At 52.2% G+C, this 17338-nt stretch carries 15 protein-coding genes and 1 pseudogene; 10 read left to right on the top strand and 6 right to left on the bottom strand.

The window, feature by feature from the left end; genetic code table 11:
- A pseudogene (locus OGW13_RS15585) lies at positions 1-413 on the bottom strand (IS5-like element ISKpn26 family transposase); the annotation flags it as partial.
- 77 nt (positions 414-490) lie between these two features.
- On the opposite strand from OGW13_RS15585, the gene OGW13_RS15580 reads away from it, so the two are divergent.
- From OGW13_RS15580 to paeA, 3 genes are all read left to right on the top strand, one after another.
- The gene (locus OGW13_RS15580) at positions 491-2941 is read left to right on the top strand and encodes a fimbria/pilus outer membrane usher protein (protein ID WP_502874027.1); all 2451 of its coding nucleotides are present in this window, start codon (positions 491-493) and stop codon (positions 2939-2941) included.
- Between the two features lie 418 nt (positions 2942-3359).
- Entirely contained in the window at positions 3360-4352 is a 993-nt protein-coding gene (locus tag OGW13_RS15575; protein ID WP_082366205.1) for a fimbrial protein, read from the top strand.
- Between the two features lie 184 nt (positions 4353-4536).
- On the top strand, positions 4537-5874 hold the full coding sequence (paeA, locus tag OGW13_RS15570; RefSeq protein WP_042999204.1) for a polyamine export protein PaeA: 1338 nt from the start codon (positions 4537-4539) through the stop codon (positions 5872-5874).
- A gap of 81 nt (positions 5875-5955) precedes the next feature.
- Here paeA and OGW13_RS15565 read toward each other — a convergent pair whose 3' ends face one another.
- Positions 5956-6162 (bottom strand): DUF1107 domain-containing protein, encoded by a 207-nt coding sequence (locus tag OGW13_RS15565; protein WP_004857160.1) that lies wholly within the window; start codon positions 6160-6162, stop codon positions 5956-5958.
- A 323-nt stretch (positions 6163-6485) separates the two neighbouring features.
- On the opposite strand from OGW13_RS15565, the gene OGW13_RS15560 reads away from it, so the two are divergent.
- Positions 6486-7043, top strand: coding sequence for a YtfJ family protein (locus tag OGW13_RS15560; RefSeq protein ID WP_042999203.1), 558 nt, complete (start codon positions 6486-6488; stop codon positions 7041-7043).
- Here OGW13_RS15560 and cysQ read toward each other — a convergent pair.
- Positions 7033-7773 carry a 3'(2'),5'-bisphosphate nucleotidase CysQ gene (cysQ, locus tag OGW13_RS15555; protein WP_042999202.1) on the bottom strand — a complete coding sequence of 247 codons (741 nt, stop codon included), beginning with the start codon at positions 7771-7773 and terminating at the stop codon, positions 7033-7035. The two genes, OGW13_RS15560 and cysQ, sit on opposite strands and share 11 nt — an antisense overlap.
- Before the next feature lie 188 nt (positions 7774-7961).
- On the opposite strand from cysQ, the gene cpdB reads away from it, so the two are divergent.
- The gene (gene cpdB, locus OGW13_RS15550; protein ID WP_287116268.1) at positions 7962-9905 is read left to right on the top strand and encodes a 2',3'-cyclic-nucleotide 2'-phosphodiesterase; all 1944 of its coding nucleotides are present in this window, start codon (positions 7962-7964) and stop codon (positions 9903-9905) included.
- A gap of 37 nt (positions 9906-9942) precedes the next feature.
- Here cpdB and OGW13_RS15545 read toward each other — a convergent pair whose 3' ends face one another.
- Complete coding sequence (locus tag OGW13_RS15545) at positions 9943-10323, bottom strand: winged helix-turn-helix transcriptional regulator (protein ID WP_104445974.1); 381 nt, start codon at positions 10321-10323, stop codon at positions 9943-9945.
- Positions 10324-10413: 90 nt separating this feature from the next.
- On the opposite strand from OGW13_RS15545, the gene OGW13_RS15540 reads away from it, so the two are divergent.
- The 4 genes from OGW13_RS15540 (at position 10414) to ytfE (ending at position 13966) form a co-directional block, all read left to right on the top strand.
- On the top strand, positions 10414-11262 hold the full coding sequence (locus OGW13_RS15540) for an SDR family oxidoreductase (protein WP_287116267.1): 849 nt from the start codon (positions 10414-10416) through the stop codon (positions 11260-11262).
- Between the two features lie 81 nt (positions 11263-11343).
- Positions 11344-12168 carry an AraC family transcriptional regulator gene (locus tag OGW13_RS15535; protein ID WP_090048237.1) on the top strand — a complete coding sequence of 275 codons (825 nt, stop codon included), beginning with the start codon at positions 11344-11346 and terminating at the stop codon, positions 12166-12168.
- Between the two features lie 76 nt (positions 12169-12244).
- Complete coding sequence (locus tag OGW13_RS15530; protein ID WP_287116266.1) at positions 12245-13216, top strand: DMT family transporter; 972 nt, start codon at positions 12245-12247, stop codon at positions 13214-13216.
- An 87-nt stretch (positions 13217-13303) separates the two neighbouring features.
- Positions 13304-13966, top strand: a complete 663-nt coding sequence (gene ytfE, locus OGW13_RS15525) for an iron-sulfur cluster repair protein YtfE (protein WP_287116265.1) — start codon at positions 13304-13306, stop codon at positions 13964-13966.
- Positions 13967-14026: 60 nt separating this feature from the next.
- Here the strand turns inward: ytfE and cycA are convergent, their stop codons facing one another.
- Both cycA and bamJ read right to left on the bottom strand, forming a co-directional pair.
- The gene (cycA, locus tag OGW13_RS15520) at positions 14027-15436 is read right to left on the bottom strand and encodes a D-serine/D-alanine/glycine transporter (protein WP_287116264.1); all 1410 of its coding nucleotides are present in this window, start codon (positions 15434-15436) and stop codon (positions 14027-14029) included.
- A gap of 322 nt (positions 15437-15758) precedes the next feature.
- Positions 15759-16379, bottom strand: a complete 621-nt coding sequence (bamJ, locus tag OGW13_RS15515; RefSeq protein WP_042999195.1) for a BamJ family beta-barrel-assembly machinery protein — start codon at positions 16377-16379, stop codon at positions 15759-15761.
- A 222-nt stretch (positions 16380-16601) separates the two neighbouring features.
- Here bamJ and OGW13_RS15510 point away from each other — a divergent pair, with 222 nt between their 5' ends.
- Positions 16602-17246 carry an OapA family protein gene (locus OGW13_RS15510; protein ID WP_042999194.1) on the top strand — a complete coding sequence of 215 codons (645 nt, stop codon included), beginning with the start codon at positions 16602-16604 and terminating at the stop codon, positions 17244-17246.
- The last annotated feature ends 92 nt before the right edge of the window (positions 17247-17338 follow it).

The raw sequence follows: 17338 nt of genomic DNA, 5'->3' as shown, positions 1-17338 counted from the left end.
TGGGTCATCATGACGCCTGCTTCGGCCAGCCAGCGATTGATGGTCTTGAACAATTGACGGGCCAGTTGATGCTGCTCGAGCAGGTGGCGGAAATTCATGATGGTGGTGCGATCCGGCAGGGCGCTATCCAGGGATAATCGGGCAAACAGGCGCATGGAGGCGATTTCGTACAGGGCATCTTCCATGGCACCGTCGCTCAGGTTGTACCAATGCTGCATGCAGTGAATACGCAGCATGGTCTCCAGCGGATAGGGCCGTCGGCCATTGCCCGCCTTGGGATAAAACGGCTCGATGACAGCGGTCATATTCTGCCATGGCAGAATCTGCTCCATGCGGGAGAGGAAAATCTCTTTTCGGGTCTGACGGCGCTTAGTGCTGAATTCACTATCGGCGAAGGTGAGTTGATGGCTCATGATGTCCCTCTGGGATGCGCTCCGGATGAATATGATGATCTCATATCAGGAACTTGTTCGCACCTTCCTTAGCGGTAATGCTCTTGAGCACTTATGCCGTTGCGGAAGACCAGTTTAATCTGAACGCCTTAAGCCATGATACGCCACTCGCCGACAGCAATATCCTGCAAAAGTATATTGCCGATAACGAAATGCTGGAAGGCAGTTTTTTATCAACTATTTATTTTAATTCTAATTATGTAGAGAAAAAAGAAATCAACTACAAACTCTCTACAGATAGAAACCGACTTGTTCCTGCTCTCACCAAAGCAGATTTACGTCGTTACGGTGTCAACGTTGATGTGCTCTCAGGCTTTCAAAAAGTGAAGGACGAAGACACCATTGGGAATATTGGGCAATATATAGACGGTGCCAGTTATACCTATAGCGAGAAAACGCAGCGTCTGGATATCCGCGTACCACAGATAGCCTTAAATCAGGAAGCGAAAGACGCGGTCTCACCCGAATTATGGGATGATGGCTTACCTGCCCTCCTGTTAGGCTACTATTATAGTGGATCACAGTTGTACGCCCGAAACAGTAGCGACGGAAATACAAACAGTAATTTTTTAAGTTTAAACTCGGGTGCTAATCTTGGCGGATGGCGGCTGCGCAATGTATCGAACTATTCCGGCGAAAAGTGGGACGAGCTTTCAACAACGTTGACGCATGATATTAAAACGTTGCGCAGCCAATTTTTAGCCGGGGACAGCAGCACACCTTCGGACATTTTTGATAGCATTCAGTTTCGCGGCGTCAGAGTCTATTCTGATTCCACTATGCATCCTTATAGCGAGCAAGGATTTGCGCCGCTGATTCGTGGTATCGCGCACAGTGATGCTAAAGTCACCATCAAACAAAATGGCTATAAAATTTACGAAACCTACGTCGCTCCTGGCACGTTTGAAATTCGGGATATTAATCAGGTTTCATCCGGGAGTGACTTCGACGTTATCGTGACCGAAGTTGACGGCAGCGAACATACTTTTACCCAATCGTCTTCCTCCTTACCGGTCATGCTGCGTAGTGGCAGTTATAGTTATAGCGTGGCCTACGGCAAATATCAGAGCAATGATGTTTCCGACGCGCCTGATTTCGGCCAGGCTCAGCTTATTTATGGTATGCCATGGGGAATGACTGTCTATGGTGGGCTGATTGGTACCGATATATATCAGTCTGCTGCTCTGGGTATTGGTATGGATTTGCACGCTGTGGGCTCAATTTCTTTTGATGCCACTCAGGCCAAAAGCCAGCTTAATGATGATCAAAATGAAACCGGTATGTCATACCGTCTTCAGTATGCGAAAAACATAGATGCGACTAACACTAACCTGACTATCGCCAGTTATCGCTATTCTTCTGCAAATTTTTACACTTTTGCGGAAACACTTAACCATCGAGACTCAGCGGATATAGCCGATGATATGTACTCCTACAGAGATCTCTATAACCGCCGGAGCCGTGCACAAATCAACATCAGTCAAGCATTGGGAGAATGGGGTAGCTTATATCTGTCGGCTTATCAGCAGGATTACTGGAAACTGAATAAGTCTGAGCGTAATTTCACGTTAGGCTATAACGTGATGCTCAATAATGTTTCGTACTCATTTAACGCGTCACAAACGCAGATGCCCACCAGCCAAACGGATACGCAATATTTATTAACCATTGGTATTCCATTGGATAAATGGTTGCCGCAAACCTGGGCGACTTATGCACTTAACTCTTCACAGCAAGGCAATGCGGGACACCAGCTTGGTATTAATGGCATTGCGCTGAAAGACAATAACTTAACTTACAATATACAACAGTCATACTCAGAGCAGAACAACGCAACAAGCGGCAGCATGAATGCCGCTTATCGCGGCTCATCCGGTACACTGAGCGGTGGTTACAGTTATGATAATAATAGTCAGCGCGTGAATTACAGTGCACAGGGCGGCATAATCGCTCATCCTTTTGGTGTAACCTTAGCGCAAACCTTACCGGAAACCATGACATTAGTTCGCGCACCCGGTGCCGCAAATATTAACGTCAGCGGCGCATCAGGTATTTATACGGATAAACGTGGTTATGCCGTAGTTCCTTACAGTAATCCCTATCGGCAAAACACTATATCGCTGAATACCAGTGGCAGTAGAAATAGTGATATTAGCGATCCGGTAAAAACTGTCGTACCGACTCGTGGTGCAGTGGCTCTCGCGGATTATAAAGTGCGCAGTGGAGCACGTGTGCTTTTTACATTGCTGCACGGTAATAGTACTGTTCCCTTTGGCGCTCTGGTCTCAACCCCGCAAGAGGAAGAGAACCCAACCAGCCTCGTCGACGATCACGGTCAGGTTTATATCACCGGTGTCTCCAAAGGGATGAAACTGGTGGCCCTATGGGGAAATGGCAGTGATCATACTTGTGAGACGCACGTCCCCTCATTATCCGAAAGCGCTGACAGCGAAGCGACCGTAATGCGCCTCTCGCTGGAATGCCATTAATATTGCCAGGTGACAAGATGCGAAATAAAGAATGAGTCCGTGCTGCCGTGATAACGTCTCTTTCTCCTCATGGAGATACCACAACACCGGTACGCGTCCGATATTAATGTTACCTGTCTGAAAATGATCCGTACCAGCATAAAATTTAATAGTACGACGATAAATGGAAAAAACACTATGCTTCAGTTAGATAATGTTGATATACCCTCCTCTGCTCAAGGGGGCGGTATTCAAATTCCATCCAATATCCAACCTGTTTATTTCATTGGACAATATGATTTATTAACTCACATAACAACACAAGTGACCTTGTCCTGTCAGACCTGTTTAATAGGCTTAACCGCGCTATTAAGACCGTAGATGTCAACGCAACGGCGACATTCGATATGATTTAGCGTTACTACTTTACGGATTAATTATGATTTCACGTTTTATACTGACCTGGATACTGCGTATTTTCTTTAGTGTCTGTGCAATATCTTTATCCTGCTCAGCATGGGCAGATTGTACCCTGAGGAACGGTACAAGTACCGTTTTACAGCAAATCAATATACCTGCATTAAGGTTAAATTATACTAACCCGGCAGATACTATTCTTTGGGAAAGCCCCGTTATCACTGCCTCCACTATGGCGGATATCTATTGTTATACTGATCAAGTGGTTGAATCAGGCTATCAATCAGCAAAGACACCGGTAAGTGACATTTCTACTTCCTATGTTTATGAAACGAACAATCCTGGCATTGGTATAAAAATCCTGGCCGGTCAGGATATGTCCAATTTAATCCCCATGGCCTGGCCGCATGGGACTGAGCAAGCTAAGGCGAGTTACGCTTACAAGCAACAAAATTACTTTAAAGTTCAATTAATTGCTACCGGGTCACGAATTACTACCGGTGTCCTGAATTTAACTAATTACAGCGTTGAACGTGTGTTTGGCTCTGCCCGTCAGTATTTAATGTCCTTTAATCCAACCTCGGTGTTCGTGCAATCTGTTGGCTGTGATATTGAAACCAAAGATATTACCGTCCCATTAACAGGATCACAGGGGATTGCTATCACATCACTTCCTCGTTCCGGCAACACCACCTCTCCCGTAAGCTTTGATATTGTTCTTAATTGCGAACAGGGCACGAATGTGAACATAAAATTTGACGGCACCACCACCGACGGTCAAAAAAAGACGTTGGCGTTGGATAATCCTAATCAGAGTTCCTCCGCTCGCGGTGTTGGCGTACAAGTGATGTATAACTACCAGCCCGTCACCTTCGGAAAAGAGGTTTATTTACTGAGCAATGCAGATTCAACGACGATTACCTTGCCTTTTCAGGCGTGGCTGATTCGTCTGAGCGATGCCATCGAGGCCGGAGACGTCAACGCAACGGCGACATTTGATATGATTTATCGCTGATGGTTTTCTCACTTGCCAACAGAAAGAGATCGACGTTTACCCACCGCTAGCGGCCTGCCCCGCCCTTACGCTATACTAGCCCCTGAACTTACCGGCTCACCTCCACGGGCCGGTTTTCATTAAGTTTTACCACATGGATTTATCAACTTCCCTTCCGAGGATCTGGCGTGACGCCGGATAAGATATGTTAAACAGTATTTTCATTATTCTTTGCCTGATCGCTGTGAGTGCGTTCTTCTCGATATCCGAGATCTCACTTGCTGCCTCACGTAAAATTAAGCTCAAACTGCTGGCCGATGAAGGCAATCTCAATGCGCAACGCGTGTTGAAAATGCAGGAAAACCCGGGGATGTTCTTCACGGTGGTGCAAATCGGTCTGAACGCGGTCGCCATTCTTGGCGGTATCGTCGGTGACGCCGCATTTTCCCCCGCTTTTAACTCGTTATTCTCTCGCTATATGTCGCCGGAACTCTCTGAGCAGTTGAGCTTTATTCTCTCCTTCTCGCTGGTCACCGGTATGTTTATCCTCTTCGCGGACTTAACCCCGAAACGCATCGGTATGATTGCGCCAGAAGCTGTGGCTTTGCGTATCATCAACCCGATGCGCTTCTGTCTGTTTGTTTTCACGCCGCTGGTGTGGTTCTTCAACGGGTTGGCGAACGTGATCTTTCGCATCTTCAAATTGCCGATGGTGCGCAAGGATGACATCACGTCTGATGATATTTATGCGGTGGTGGAAGCTGGGGCGCTCGCAGGCGTATTGCGTAAACAGGAACATGAGTTGATTGAGAACGTGTTCGAGCTGGAATCGCGCACCGTGCCGTCATCGATGACGTCGCGTGAAAACGTGATCTGGTTCGATCTGCATGAAGACGAGCAGAGCCTGAAAAACAAAGTGGCGGAACATCCGCACTCCAAGTTCCTTGTCTGTAACGAAGATATTGACCACATCATTGGTTACGTTGACTCGAAAGATTTACTGAATCGTGTTCTGGCGAATCAGAGTATGGCGCTGAACAGCGGCGTGCAGATCCGCAACACCCTGATTGTTCCGGATACGCTAACTCTTTCTGAAGCGCTGGAAAGCTTCAAAACCGCCGGTGAAGACTTTGCGGTGATCATGAACGAATACGCGCTGGTCGTGGGGATCATCACGTTGAATGATGTGATGACCACGCTAATGGGCGATCTGGTCGGTCAGGGTCTGGAAGAGCAGATTGTGGCGCGCGACGAGAACTCCTGGCTGATTGACGGCGGTACGCCGATCGATGACGTGATGCGCGTGCTGGATATCGACGAGTTCCCGCAATCAGGTAACTACGAAACGATTGGCGGCTTTATGATGTTCATGCTGCGTAAAATCCCGAAACGGACCGATTCCGTGAAGTTCTCGGGCTACAAATTCGAAGTGGTGGATATCGATAACTACCGTATCGATCAGTTGCTGGTGACCCGCCTGGACAGTAAACCAAGCGTACTGGTGCCGAAACTGCCGGACGTTCAGGGAGACGTTAAAGCGTAGTATTCGCTTATTCTGCCTGCTCCAGAAACATCAACGGCTCCCAATGGGAGCCGTTTTTTAAACTACTGCATAGCACTTTGGTTAAGCCATCTCAGTTTGCAGACGCAGAACCTGACGGTTAACTTCGGACATCACAGACAGATGCTGTTTATCCTTCACTTTTGGGATAAGAATCTTGCCCTTATCAAACTCAAAAGCGCCAACGTCCTTGATATATAACCGTCCACGGAACAGGATCTTCACGTACTTCGCCACTTGCAGTGGGTTGTACCGTTGGAAAATTTTCATTGTTATCTCCTGCTTAAGTCACGCCCTTGTGGTCCCACAATCGGTCCAACCGTTCTAAGGCGCAAAATTTAATGCCATTTGACTATAGACTATCTGTACGATGTTTCCAGCGCGTATAAGTTTATTTACCTTTTCATTACAGTTAATCAGAATCATCTCTGAATCAGGGTGCGGTCCTCAGTATAAGCCTTCGTTTTTCGCAGGATTTGTGCGCCCGTCCGCAAACTGGCATCACTCTTGCGGGAAAAAGCATCATTCGCACATATGATTAAAAATCAGACCTAAGTGGTCGGATCACCTGCAAACAATAAGAAGGAAACACCATGACCTTACGTAAGATTCTCGCGCTGGCGTGCCTGTTAGCGCCAATGATGGCCTCCGCGCATAGCTTCGAAACGGGCCAGCGCGTCCCGCCGGTAGGGATTGCGGATCGCGGCGAATTGATTCTTGAAAATGATAAGTTCAGCTATAAAAGCTGGAACAGCGCACAGTTGCCCGGGAAGGTGCGAATCCTTCAGCACATCGCCGGACGCACCTCTGCGAAAGAAAAAAATGCGACGCTGATTGAAGCGATCAAAGCAGCAAAACTGCCCCATGACGTTTACCAGACCACGACGATCGTCAACACTGACGACGCGATTCCTGGCTCCGGTATGTTTGTGCGCAGCAGCCTCGAGAGCAATAAGAAGCTCTACCCGTGGTCGCAGTTTATTGTCGACAGCAACGGCGTGGCCCGTAAAGCCTGGCAACTGGATGAAGAGAGCTCTGCTATCGCGGTGCTTGATAAAGACGGTCGCGTACAGTGGGCAAAAGACGGCGCGCTCACCCAGGAAGAGGTGCAGCAGGTGATTACCCTGCTGCATAAGTTACTCAATAAATAGAGACCCGAAAGCCGGGGTTGAGGAACGACTCACGCGGGGTGTAGTCCAGCGGTTTACCCTGCCAGTCGTGAACGTGCGCCCCGGCTGCCGCCGCGACAGCATGGCCCGCAGCGGTGTCCCAGACGTTGGTCGGTCCAAAGCGCGGGTACAGTTGCGCCTGTCCCTCCGCGACCAGGCAGAACTTCAGCGACGAACCAATCGACGTCGTCTGGTGCTCGCCCAGCTGTTGTAAATATTCTTTCAGTTCGTTGTCTGCGTGGGAGCGGCTAATCACCACCAGCGGCGGACGCGCGTCACGGACCTGAATTTGCTTGCGCACATTGCACTCTTCTTTCCAGGCTTTGCCGTCCGCCGCGCTGTACATCACTTTCATCACCGGCGCGTAGACCACGCCCAGTACCGGTTTGCCCTTCTCGATAAGCGCAATATTTACGGTAAACTCGCCGTTGCGTTTGATGAACTCTTTGGTGCCATCCAGCGGATCGACTAACCAGTAGCGCTGCCAGTGCCGACGCACGTCCCAGGCTGGCGGGTCCTCTTCGGAGAGCACTGGAATATCTGGCGTCAATTGCGTCAACCCTTCAAGAATCACCGCGTGCGCCGCGATATCGGCCGCTGTCACCGGGGAGTCGTCCGGCTTGCTGGTAATCTCCATCGGTTTGACTCCATCATAAACCTGCATAATGGCATCGCCCGCGTTCCGTGCAAGCTGGCATACGTGTTCTAACATTCTCCACCTCATTTGTGGCAGTGGTCTTAACTCATTGTTTTACTTATACCCGATCAAAAGCGAATCCGCCAACTGTGATAGTGTCTGCGGTTTTGCTTGCTAAACTGATGCATGCTTCACAGTTCTGTAAGCAAGAAGATATAAATACATTTTTTACTGTGTTTCAGATCTTAAAAGGATGCCCTCTGATGATTAAGTTTAGTGCAACGCTTCTGGCCACGCTGATCGCGGCCAGCGTGAATGCCGCGACCGTTGATCTACGGATAATGGAAACCACTGATTTGCATAGCAACATGATGGATTTCGATTATTACAAAGATACCGCAACCGAAAAATTCGGACTGGTACGCACCGCAAGCCTGATTAACGCCGCGCGCGATGAAGCCAAAAACAGCGTGCTGGTCGACAATGGCGATCTGATTCAGGGCAGTCCGCTGGGCGATTATATGGCGGCAAAGGGACTGAAAAAAGGCGAGATCCATCCGGTCTACAAAGCGCTGAATACACTGGATTACGCGGTTGGTAACCTCGGTAACCATGAGTTCAACTACGGGCTGGAATATCTGCAAAAAGCGCTGGCAGGCGCGTCATTCCCTTACGTTAACGCCAATATTATCGACGTTAAGACCAAAAAGCCGTTGTTTACCCCTTATCTTATTAAAGAGACGGATGTCGTCGATCAGGAAGGCCATAAGCAGACGCTGAAAATCGGCTATATCGGGTTTGTCCCTCCGCAGATCATGACCTGGGATAAAGCGAACCTGAGCGGCAAAGTGACGGTTAACGACATTACCGAAACCGCACGTCGCTATGTCCCAGAAATGCGTGAAAAAGGGGCCGATGTGGTGGTGGTGATCGCGCATTCAGGACTCTCTGCTGACCCGTACCAGAGCATGGCCGAGAACTCGGTTTATTATCTCAGTGAAGTGCCCGGCGTGGATGCAATTATGTTTGGTCATGCCCACGCGGTCTTCCCCGGTAAAGACTTTGCCAACATCAAAGGCGCGGATATCGTAAAAGGGACGCTGAACGGCGTGCCGGCGGTGATGCCAGGCATGTGGGGCGATCATCTGGGCGTGGTGGATCTGGTGCTCAATAACGACAGCGGCAAATGGCAGGTAACGCAGGCCAAAGCCGAAGCGCGCCCCATTTACGACACCGCTGCGAAGAAATCACTCGCTGCCGAAGACAGCAAACTGGCGGAGATTCTGAAAGCCGACCACGACGCGACGCGCGAATTTGTCAGCCAGCCGATCGGCAAATCCGCAGATAACATGTACAGCTATCTGGCGCTGGTGCAGGACGATCCGACCGTTCAGGTGGTCAATAACGCACAGAAAGCCTATGTCGAACATTTCATTCAGGGCGATCCGGATCTGGCGAAACTGCCGGTGCTTTCCGCCGCCGCTCCGTTTAAAGTTGGCGGACGCAAGAACGATCCGGCCAGTTTTGTCGAAGTCGAAAAAGGCCCGTTGACCTTCCGCAATGCCGCTGACCTTTACCTGTACCCGAATACCCTGGTGGTCGTTAAAGCCAGTGGTAAAGAGGTGAAAGAGTGGCTGGAATGCTCAGCCGGACAGTTTAATCAGATCGATGTCACCAGTAGCAAACCGCAGTCGCTCATCAACTGGGATGGGTTTCGTACCTATAACTTCGATGTGATCGACGGCGTGGAATACCAGATTGATGTCTCACAGCCCGCACGCTATGACGGTGAATGCCAGACGGTAAATCCGTCCGCAGAAAGGATTAAAAATCTGACCTTCAACGGCAAGCCGATTGACCCAAATGCCACTTTCCTGGTCGCTACCAATAACTATCGCGCCTATGGCGGTAAGTTTGCCGGAACCGGCGACAACCATATTGCCTTTGCGTCACCGGATGAGAATCGCTCGGTGCTGGCGGCATGGATTGGCGCGGAATCTCAACGCGCCGGGGAAATTCATCCGGCGGCCGATAACAACTGGCGTCTGGCGCCGATTCACAGCGAGAAGAAACTGGATATCCGCTTCGAAACCTCGCCGGGAGACAAAGCCGCCGCGTTTATCAAAGAGGAAGGCCAGTACCCGATGCAAAAAGTGGCGACCGATGAGATCGGCTTCGCAATTTATCAGATGGATTTAAGCAAGTAACGTTAATGCCGGGTGGCACCCGCCATCCGGCAAGGTTTTACGCCGCCCGTTCTTCCCGTTGTGCTAACACCTGTGGCAGATTCAGCTCAATCCAGTCCGCCAGCGCGGCGACTTTATCACTGACCTGCTCGCCCAGCGGGGTCAAACTGTATTCTACGTGCGGTGGCACCACCGGATACGAAACCCGGGTGATAAACCCATCCTGCTCCAGCGCCTGCAACGACTGCGCCAGCATCTTCTCGCTCACGCCGCCCATTTTACGCCGCAAATCGCTGAAGCGATGTGTGCCGTCACGTAGCGCCACCAGGATCAAGACGCCCCAGCGACTGGTCACATGCTTTAACACCTCACGCGACGGACACTGCTCGGCAAACAAATTGCCGTCACGCAGTTGTTGAGAAAGTGTCTGTGCACTCATCTTTATACTTACCTTTTTGTACGTACTTACTAAAAGTAAGTTTAGGTGCTAGCTTTATAAAACACAAGCGACACATTAAGGAGTCACCCCATGATTGCTATTACCGGCGCGACGGGCCAACTGGGCCAACACGTAATTGAGAACCTGCTGAAAACCATTCCTGCCAGTCAGATTGTGGCGATAGTGCGTAACCCGGCGAAGGCCACGGCGTTAAGCCAACAGAGAATCACCGTACGCCAGGCGGATTACAGTGACGAAGCGGCATTCACCCAGGCGCTGCAGGGTGTCGACAAGCTGCTGTTGATCTCCTCCAGCGAAGTCGGCCAGCGTGCCGTTCAGCACCGTAACGTGATTAATGCGGCAAAGGCGGCGAAAGTGAAATTTATCGCCTACACCAGCCTGTTGCATGCCGACCGCTCTCCCCTCGCTTTGCACGTTGAACACGTCGATACCGAGAAGATGCTGGCTGACTCCGGTATTGCCTACGCGCTGTTGCGTAACGGCTGGTATACCGAAAACTATCTCGCCAGCGCCCCTGCTGCGCTGGAGCATGGCGTATTTATCGGCGCGGCGGGCGAGGGCAGAATTGCCAGTGCAACGCGTGCGGATTACGCCACTGCCGCCGCACAGGTCATCAGCACCGAAGGCCATGCCGGGAAGGTGTATGAACTGGCGGGTGATGAATCCTGGACACTAAGCCAGCTGGCCGCAGAACTGAGTAAACAGAGTGGCAAACCTGTCGTTTATCAGAACCTGAGCGAAGCCGATTTCGCCGCCGTGCTGAAAGGGGTCGGTTTGCCAGCAGGACTGGCGGAGATGCTGGCCGATTCAGACATCGGGGCATCCAAAGGCGGTCTGTTCGATGACAGCCACACGCTGAGCAAGCTGATTGGTCGTCCGACCACGTCGCTGGCCGAAAGCGTCAACGGTATTCTGTAAGTGTTAAAAATCGGTTAATTATGGTGGCATCCCCGCGCATCCTCTCTGATAATGACAGGACGATGCGTGGGGAGAGACAACGTGCAAGGTGTACCCGAGCAGTTTAGCGATGAAAAAGACAGCGCCCGCTTTCGCCATCTGGCGCAGGTGCCTGGCGTTGAGTTGTATCACGCGCATATTTCACGCTACGCCTTTGAGCCACACACCCACGAAGCGTTCGGTATTGGCGCGATAGAAGCCGGTGCCGAGCGCTTTCGCTATCGTGGCACGCAGTACGTTGCCCCAGCCCACTCGGTCGTGACGATGAATCCGGATGAGCTGCATACCGGCGAGGCCGAAACCGCCGACGGTTGGCGTTACCGGATGATCTATCTGGAGCCCGATCTGCTGGAAGAGGTGACCGGCATTCGTCACTGGTGGTTTCACGACGTCACGCGTCACGATCCGCGCCGCTCCCGTCAGATTTGTTCGCTGATCCACGGACTGTGGCACACCGACGATCCTTTAGCGCAAAAAGGATTGTTGCTGGATCTGATCGACACCTTCCAGCCGCTGGCACGTCATGCCCCGTTGCCACGGGAAGGCGCGCATCGCTTTGAGCGCGTGCGCGACTATTTGCATGACAACTACATGCGCCCGGTCACCCTCGATGAACTGGCACGCGTTGCCTCGCTTAGCCCCTGGCACTTTCAACGTCAGTTCAAAGCCCATTTCCACGTGACGCCACACCAGATGCTGATGGCGATCCGTCTGTGGCGGGCAAAAGGTTTTCTGACTCTCGGTATGCCCGCTGCGGACGTTGCCGCCGCGACCGGCCTGACCGATCAATCCCATCTCACCCGCGCCTTTACCCATCGCTACGGCATCACTCCCGTGCGCTATCAAAAGCAGGTTTATTCGCGCTAATGCGCAAGCTCATACAATACGCGCCCCGGTTCCCTGCCTACACTTTTCGCCATGTTTAACGATGTGGATGTAAAGCATGATTAGCGGTGTGTTGTACGCCCTGCTGGCAGGGTTGATGTGGGGACTGATTTTTGTCGGACCGTTGATCGTGCCGGAATATCCGGCGGTGCTGCAGTCGATGGGGCGTTATCTGGCATTAGGCTTGATTGCCCTGCCGCTGGCATGGTTCGGACGTGTGCGCCTGCGGCAGCTTTCGGCGAAAGACTGGCTGACCGCGCTGGCGCTGACCATGATGGGCAACCTGATTTATTACGTCTGCCTTGCCAGCGCCATTCAGCGCACCGGCGCACCGGTCTCAACGATGATCATCGGCACGCTGCCGGTTGTCATTCCGGTATTTGCCAACCTGCTGTACAGCCAGCGCGATGGCAGGCTCTCCTGGCTACGGCTGGCCCCAGCACTGCTGCTGATAGGCATCGGATTGCTGTGCGTGAACATTGCGGAACTCAACCAGGACTTGCCTGATTTTAGCGGCTGGCGCTACGGTTCTGGCATCGCGTTGGCGCTGGTATCAGTGGTGTGCTGGGCCTGGTATGCGCTGCGTAATGCCCGCTGGCTGCGGGAGAACCCGGAAAAACACCCGATGATGTGGGCGACGGCGCAGGCGCTGGTAACCCTGCCCGTTTCGCTGCTGGGCTACCTCGTCGCCTGCTTCTGGCTGCATGGGAAAATGCCCGACTTCGCCCTGCCGTTCGGCCCGCGCCCTGCGGTGTTTGTAGGCCTAATGGTGGCGATTGCGGTGCTGTGCTCATGGGTAGGCGCGCTGTGCTGGAACATTGCCAGCCAGCGATTACCGACGGTGATCCTCGGCCCATTGATCGTGTTCGAAACGCTGGCGGGTTTGCTCTACACCTTCATCTTGCGCCAGACCCTTCCCCCTGTGCTGACGCTCAGCGGTATCGCTTTGCTGGTTATCGGCGTGGTGGTGGCAGTCAGAGCAAAACCGGAAAAACCACGCGTCATTCCGCTTTCAGAGCCAGGCCGTTAATCCGTCCCCCCCCTCGAAAGGGTTATAGCGCTCGATTAAAGGTGCATTTAAAATGCACCTTATATTATTGAGAATGAGGTAATGGCTATGGCTTATCGCGATCAACCTTTAGGTGAACTGGCGCTCTCTATCCCTCGCGCGTCGGCCCTGTTTCGTAAGTACGATATGGATTACTGCTGCGGCGGTAAGCAGACGCTGGCGCGTGCTGCTGCCCGTAAAGAGCTGGCCGTTGATGCTATCGAAGCGCAACTGGCACAACTGGCAGAACAACCGATCGATAAAGACTGGCGTACCGCGCCGCTGGCCGAAATTATCGACCACATCATCGTGCGTTATCACGACAGACACCGCGAGCAACTGCCGGAACTGATCCTGCAAGCCACCAAAGTTGAACGCGTTCATGCTGATAAGCCCAACGTACCAAAAGGTCTGGCGAAGTATCTGACCATGCTGCATCAGGAGCTTTCAAGCCACATGATGAAAGAGGAGCAGATCCTGTTCCCGATGATCAAACAGGGCATGGGTAGCCAGGCGATGGGGCCGATCAGCGTCATGGAAAGTGAGCATGATGAAGCGGGGGAACTGCTGGAAGTGATTAAACATACCACCCAGAACGTGACGATCCCGCCAGAAGCGTGCACCACCTGGAAAGCGATGTACAACGGCATCAATGAGATGATTGATGATCTGATGGAACACATCAGTCTGGAAAATAATGTGTTGTTCCCGCGCGCCCTCGCAGGCGAATAAAAAAGGCGCCCGAGAGCGCCCTGATTCATGTAATTGCAGAGCCGCGTCGCGGCTCTTTTTTTAACGAACGCCTTCCATCCGCTTCTTACCAATCAGCCACCAGCCCAGACCCAGCGCAATGAACCACAGCGGCGTGACGAGCAGCGCCTGACGGGTATCATCTTCTAGCGTCAGCAGTACCAGCACGAAGACGAAGAACGCCATGCACACCCAGCACATCAGCTTGCCAAGCGGCATTTTGTAGATTGACTTCTCATGCAGATGTGGACGCTGTTTGCGATACACCAGGTATGAGCACAGGATGATAGTCCAGACGAACATAAACAAGATCGCCGACACTGTCGTGATCATGGTGAACGCGCCAATCACGCTTGGGTTGACATACAGCATCACGACTCCGCCCAGCAGGCAGATACAGGAGAAGGTCAGCCCTTTCGCCGGAACCGCGCGTTTAGACAGCTTAGCGAATGCTTTCGGTGCCACGCCTTCCTGCGCCAGACCAAACAGCATACGGCTGGTAGAGAACACGCCACTGTTTGCAGAGGAAGCAGCGGACGTCAGGACCACGAAGTTAATCACGCTCGCAGCGGCAGGCAGACCCACCAGCACGAACAACTCAACGAACGGACTCTTATCCGGCACCACTGAACTCCACGGCGTTACGGACATGATGACGATCAGCGCAAAGACGTAAAACATGATGATACGAATCGGAATCGAGTTAATGGCGCGCGGCAGCGATTTCTCCGGATCTTTCGTTTCCGCCGCCGTCGTCCCGACCAGTTCGATCCCGACAAAGGCGAACACGGCAATCTGGAAACCGGCAAAGAAGCCGCTAATGCCTTTCGGGAACCAGCCGCCATCATTCCACAGGTGAGCAAACGACGCTTCCACACCGGTTGGCGACTGGAAGTGCATGGCAATCATCACCAGGCCGACGATAATCAGCGACACGATAGCGACGATTTTGATCATCGCGAACCAGAACTCCATCTCACCGAACATTTTCACGGTGGCAAGGTTAAGGCTCAGCAGCAGGATCACTACCGCCAGCGAGGCGACCCAGTCGGAAAGACCGGGGAACCAGAACTGCGCGTAGGCCGTAATAGCGACGACATCCGCCATCCCGGTCACCACCCAACAGAACCAGTAGGTCCAGCCGGTGAAATAACCTGCCCACGGCCCCAGCAGATCCGAAGCAAAGTCGCTAAAAGATTTGTATTCCAGATTTGAGAGCAGCAATTCTCCCATTGCGCGCATCACGAAAAAAAGCATAAAACCAATGATCATATAAACAAAAATGATCGACGGCCCGGCGAGACTGATCGTTTTACCCGACCCCATAAACAGGCCCGTACCAATGGCACCGCCGATGGCGATAAGCTGAATATGTCGGTTTGTAAGATTGCGCCGTAGCGACTGTTCAGTCGGAGCCTGTTCATCGGCGGCGACTTTTACCTGATCTACCATGTTTTATTCTTCCTGTACCTGTCTGTGTTGTGCGGGCTCTGCGGCCTTTAATGCGTCTGTTGTGCATCAATGATACGACGATCCTGTTTTCAGGACTTATCGATATTAGGTAAGAATCGGCGGGATGAATACTAAGATTTAGATATTATGTTAATTATATGTTTAAAGTGAGTGTCATATCACTCTGGTAACGCGAATTAGCTCACAAAAATACACGCAACTGATGCATTTGCAAGATAAAACTCCGATACCCGGCAATCGAGCAGCGTTATTGCGCATTTTTCGTCCCCCTCCGGCGTGGAGGGGGAACAGAAGTGACTAGTTACAGAATTTCCAGCAGTTCGACGTCGAACACCAGGGTGCTGAATGGCGGGATCGACGCACCGGCGCCACGTTCGCCGTAAGCCAGTTCCTGAGGAATGGTCAATTCCCATTTAGAGCCAACCGGCATCAGGGTCAGCGCTTCAATCCAGCCAGGAATCACGCCGTTTACCGGGAATTCAGCCGGTTCGCCGCGCGCAACAGAGCTGTCAAAGACGGTACCGTCGATCAGTTTACCGGTGTAGTGCACACGAACGCGGTCAGTACGAGCCGGGATAGCGCCTTCGCCCTGAGTCAGGACGCGGAATTGCAGACCAGATTCCGTGCTGTTCACACCGTCTTTCTCACGGTTTTCTTCCAGATATTTCACGCCATCTGCGGCCATCGCCTGGAAGCGTTCGCGACGTACGGCATCCGCACGTTCATGGATCTCGCGCAGCGCGCGGTGTACCACATCAACCGGCACGGCTGGCTGCTTGCCTTCCAGCGCGTCAGCAATACCGGCAACCAGCGCTTCAGGCAACAGCCCTTCCAGTCCGGATTCGCTCAGTTGCTGTCCTACCTGCAAACCAATGCCGTAGCTTGCTTGCGCTTCGATAGTGTCAAAAGTCGGGGTTGCCATCGTATTTCCTTTCATCGGATATAAAAAAGTAGCGGGCAGCATAACAGCCAGGCTTCTCCCGGTAAAATGTTGTCTCGGGGTGGATGACAAATCACGACGAAAAAGAAACAATAGGGATATCCCCCTGTATATGTGCCAAAAACGGGGAATATCACGAACATCATAGCGTTAGCTGTCTATACTCTATGATTGAGGAACGAGACGCGGAGCAGGAGGAAAGCCATGCCCGGGCGCTTTGAATTAAAACCAACCCTGGCGAAAATCTGGCATGCACCGGACAATTTTCGCATTATGGATCCGCTTCCGTCTATGCATCGCCGCGGCATTATCATTGCAGCGATTGTGCTGGTCGTCGGTTTCCTTCTCCCCTCAAGCGACACGAACGATACGCCAGCGGTAACCCGTAACGCGCAACTGGATCTCCAGTCGCAGTCTCAACCCCCGACGGAAGCGCAGCTTCAGGCCCAGCTTGTGGCCCCGCAAAACGATCCAGGCCAGGTCGCTCCCGTTGCGCCGGAACCCATTCAGGAAGGGCAACCGGAAGAGCAACCTCAGTCACAGCAACCGCAAACCCAGCCTTTCCAGCAGGATAGCGGCATTGAGCAGCAATGGCGCTCCTATCGCGTAGAGCCCGGTAAAACCATGGCACAACTGTTCCGCGACCACGGACTGCCACCTACAGATGTTTATGCGATGGCGCAGGTTGAAGGTGCGGGGAAACCGCTAAGCACTCTCCAGAGCGGGCAGATGGTGCAAATTCGCCAGAACGCGAATGGCGTGGTGACCGGACTGACTATCGACACCGGCAACAATCAGCAGGTACTGTTTACTCGTCAACCTGACGGCAGCTTTATCCGCGTACGTTAATTCATCGTGCCGGGGTCTGCCAGGTCTGATAAGCGTAGCGCCATCAGGCACATCAGCGCCGTGCCGGATGGCGGCTTGCCCTTATCCGGCCT

The sequence above is a fragment of the Citrobacter sp. Ca225 genome, from assembly GCF_030337175.1.
In the GTDB taxonomy this organism is placed as follows: Bacteria; Pseudomonadota; Gammaproteobacteria; order Enterobacterales; family Enterobacteriaceae; genus Citrobacter_A; species Citrobacter_A amalonaticus.
The sequence above is the reverse complement of the archived record's forward strand: the minus strand, read 5'-3'. Positions and strand labels throughout refer to the sequence as shown.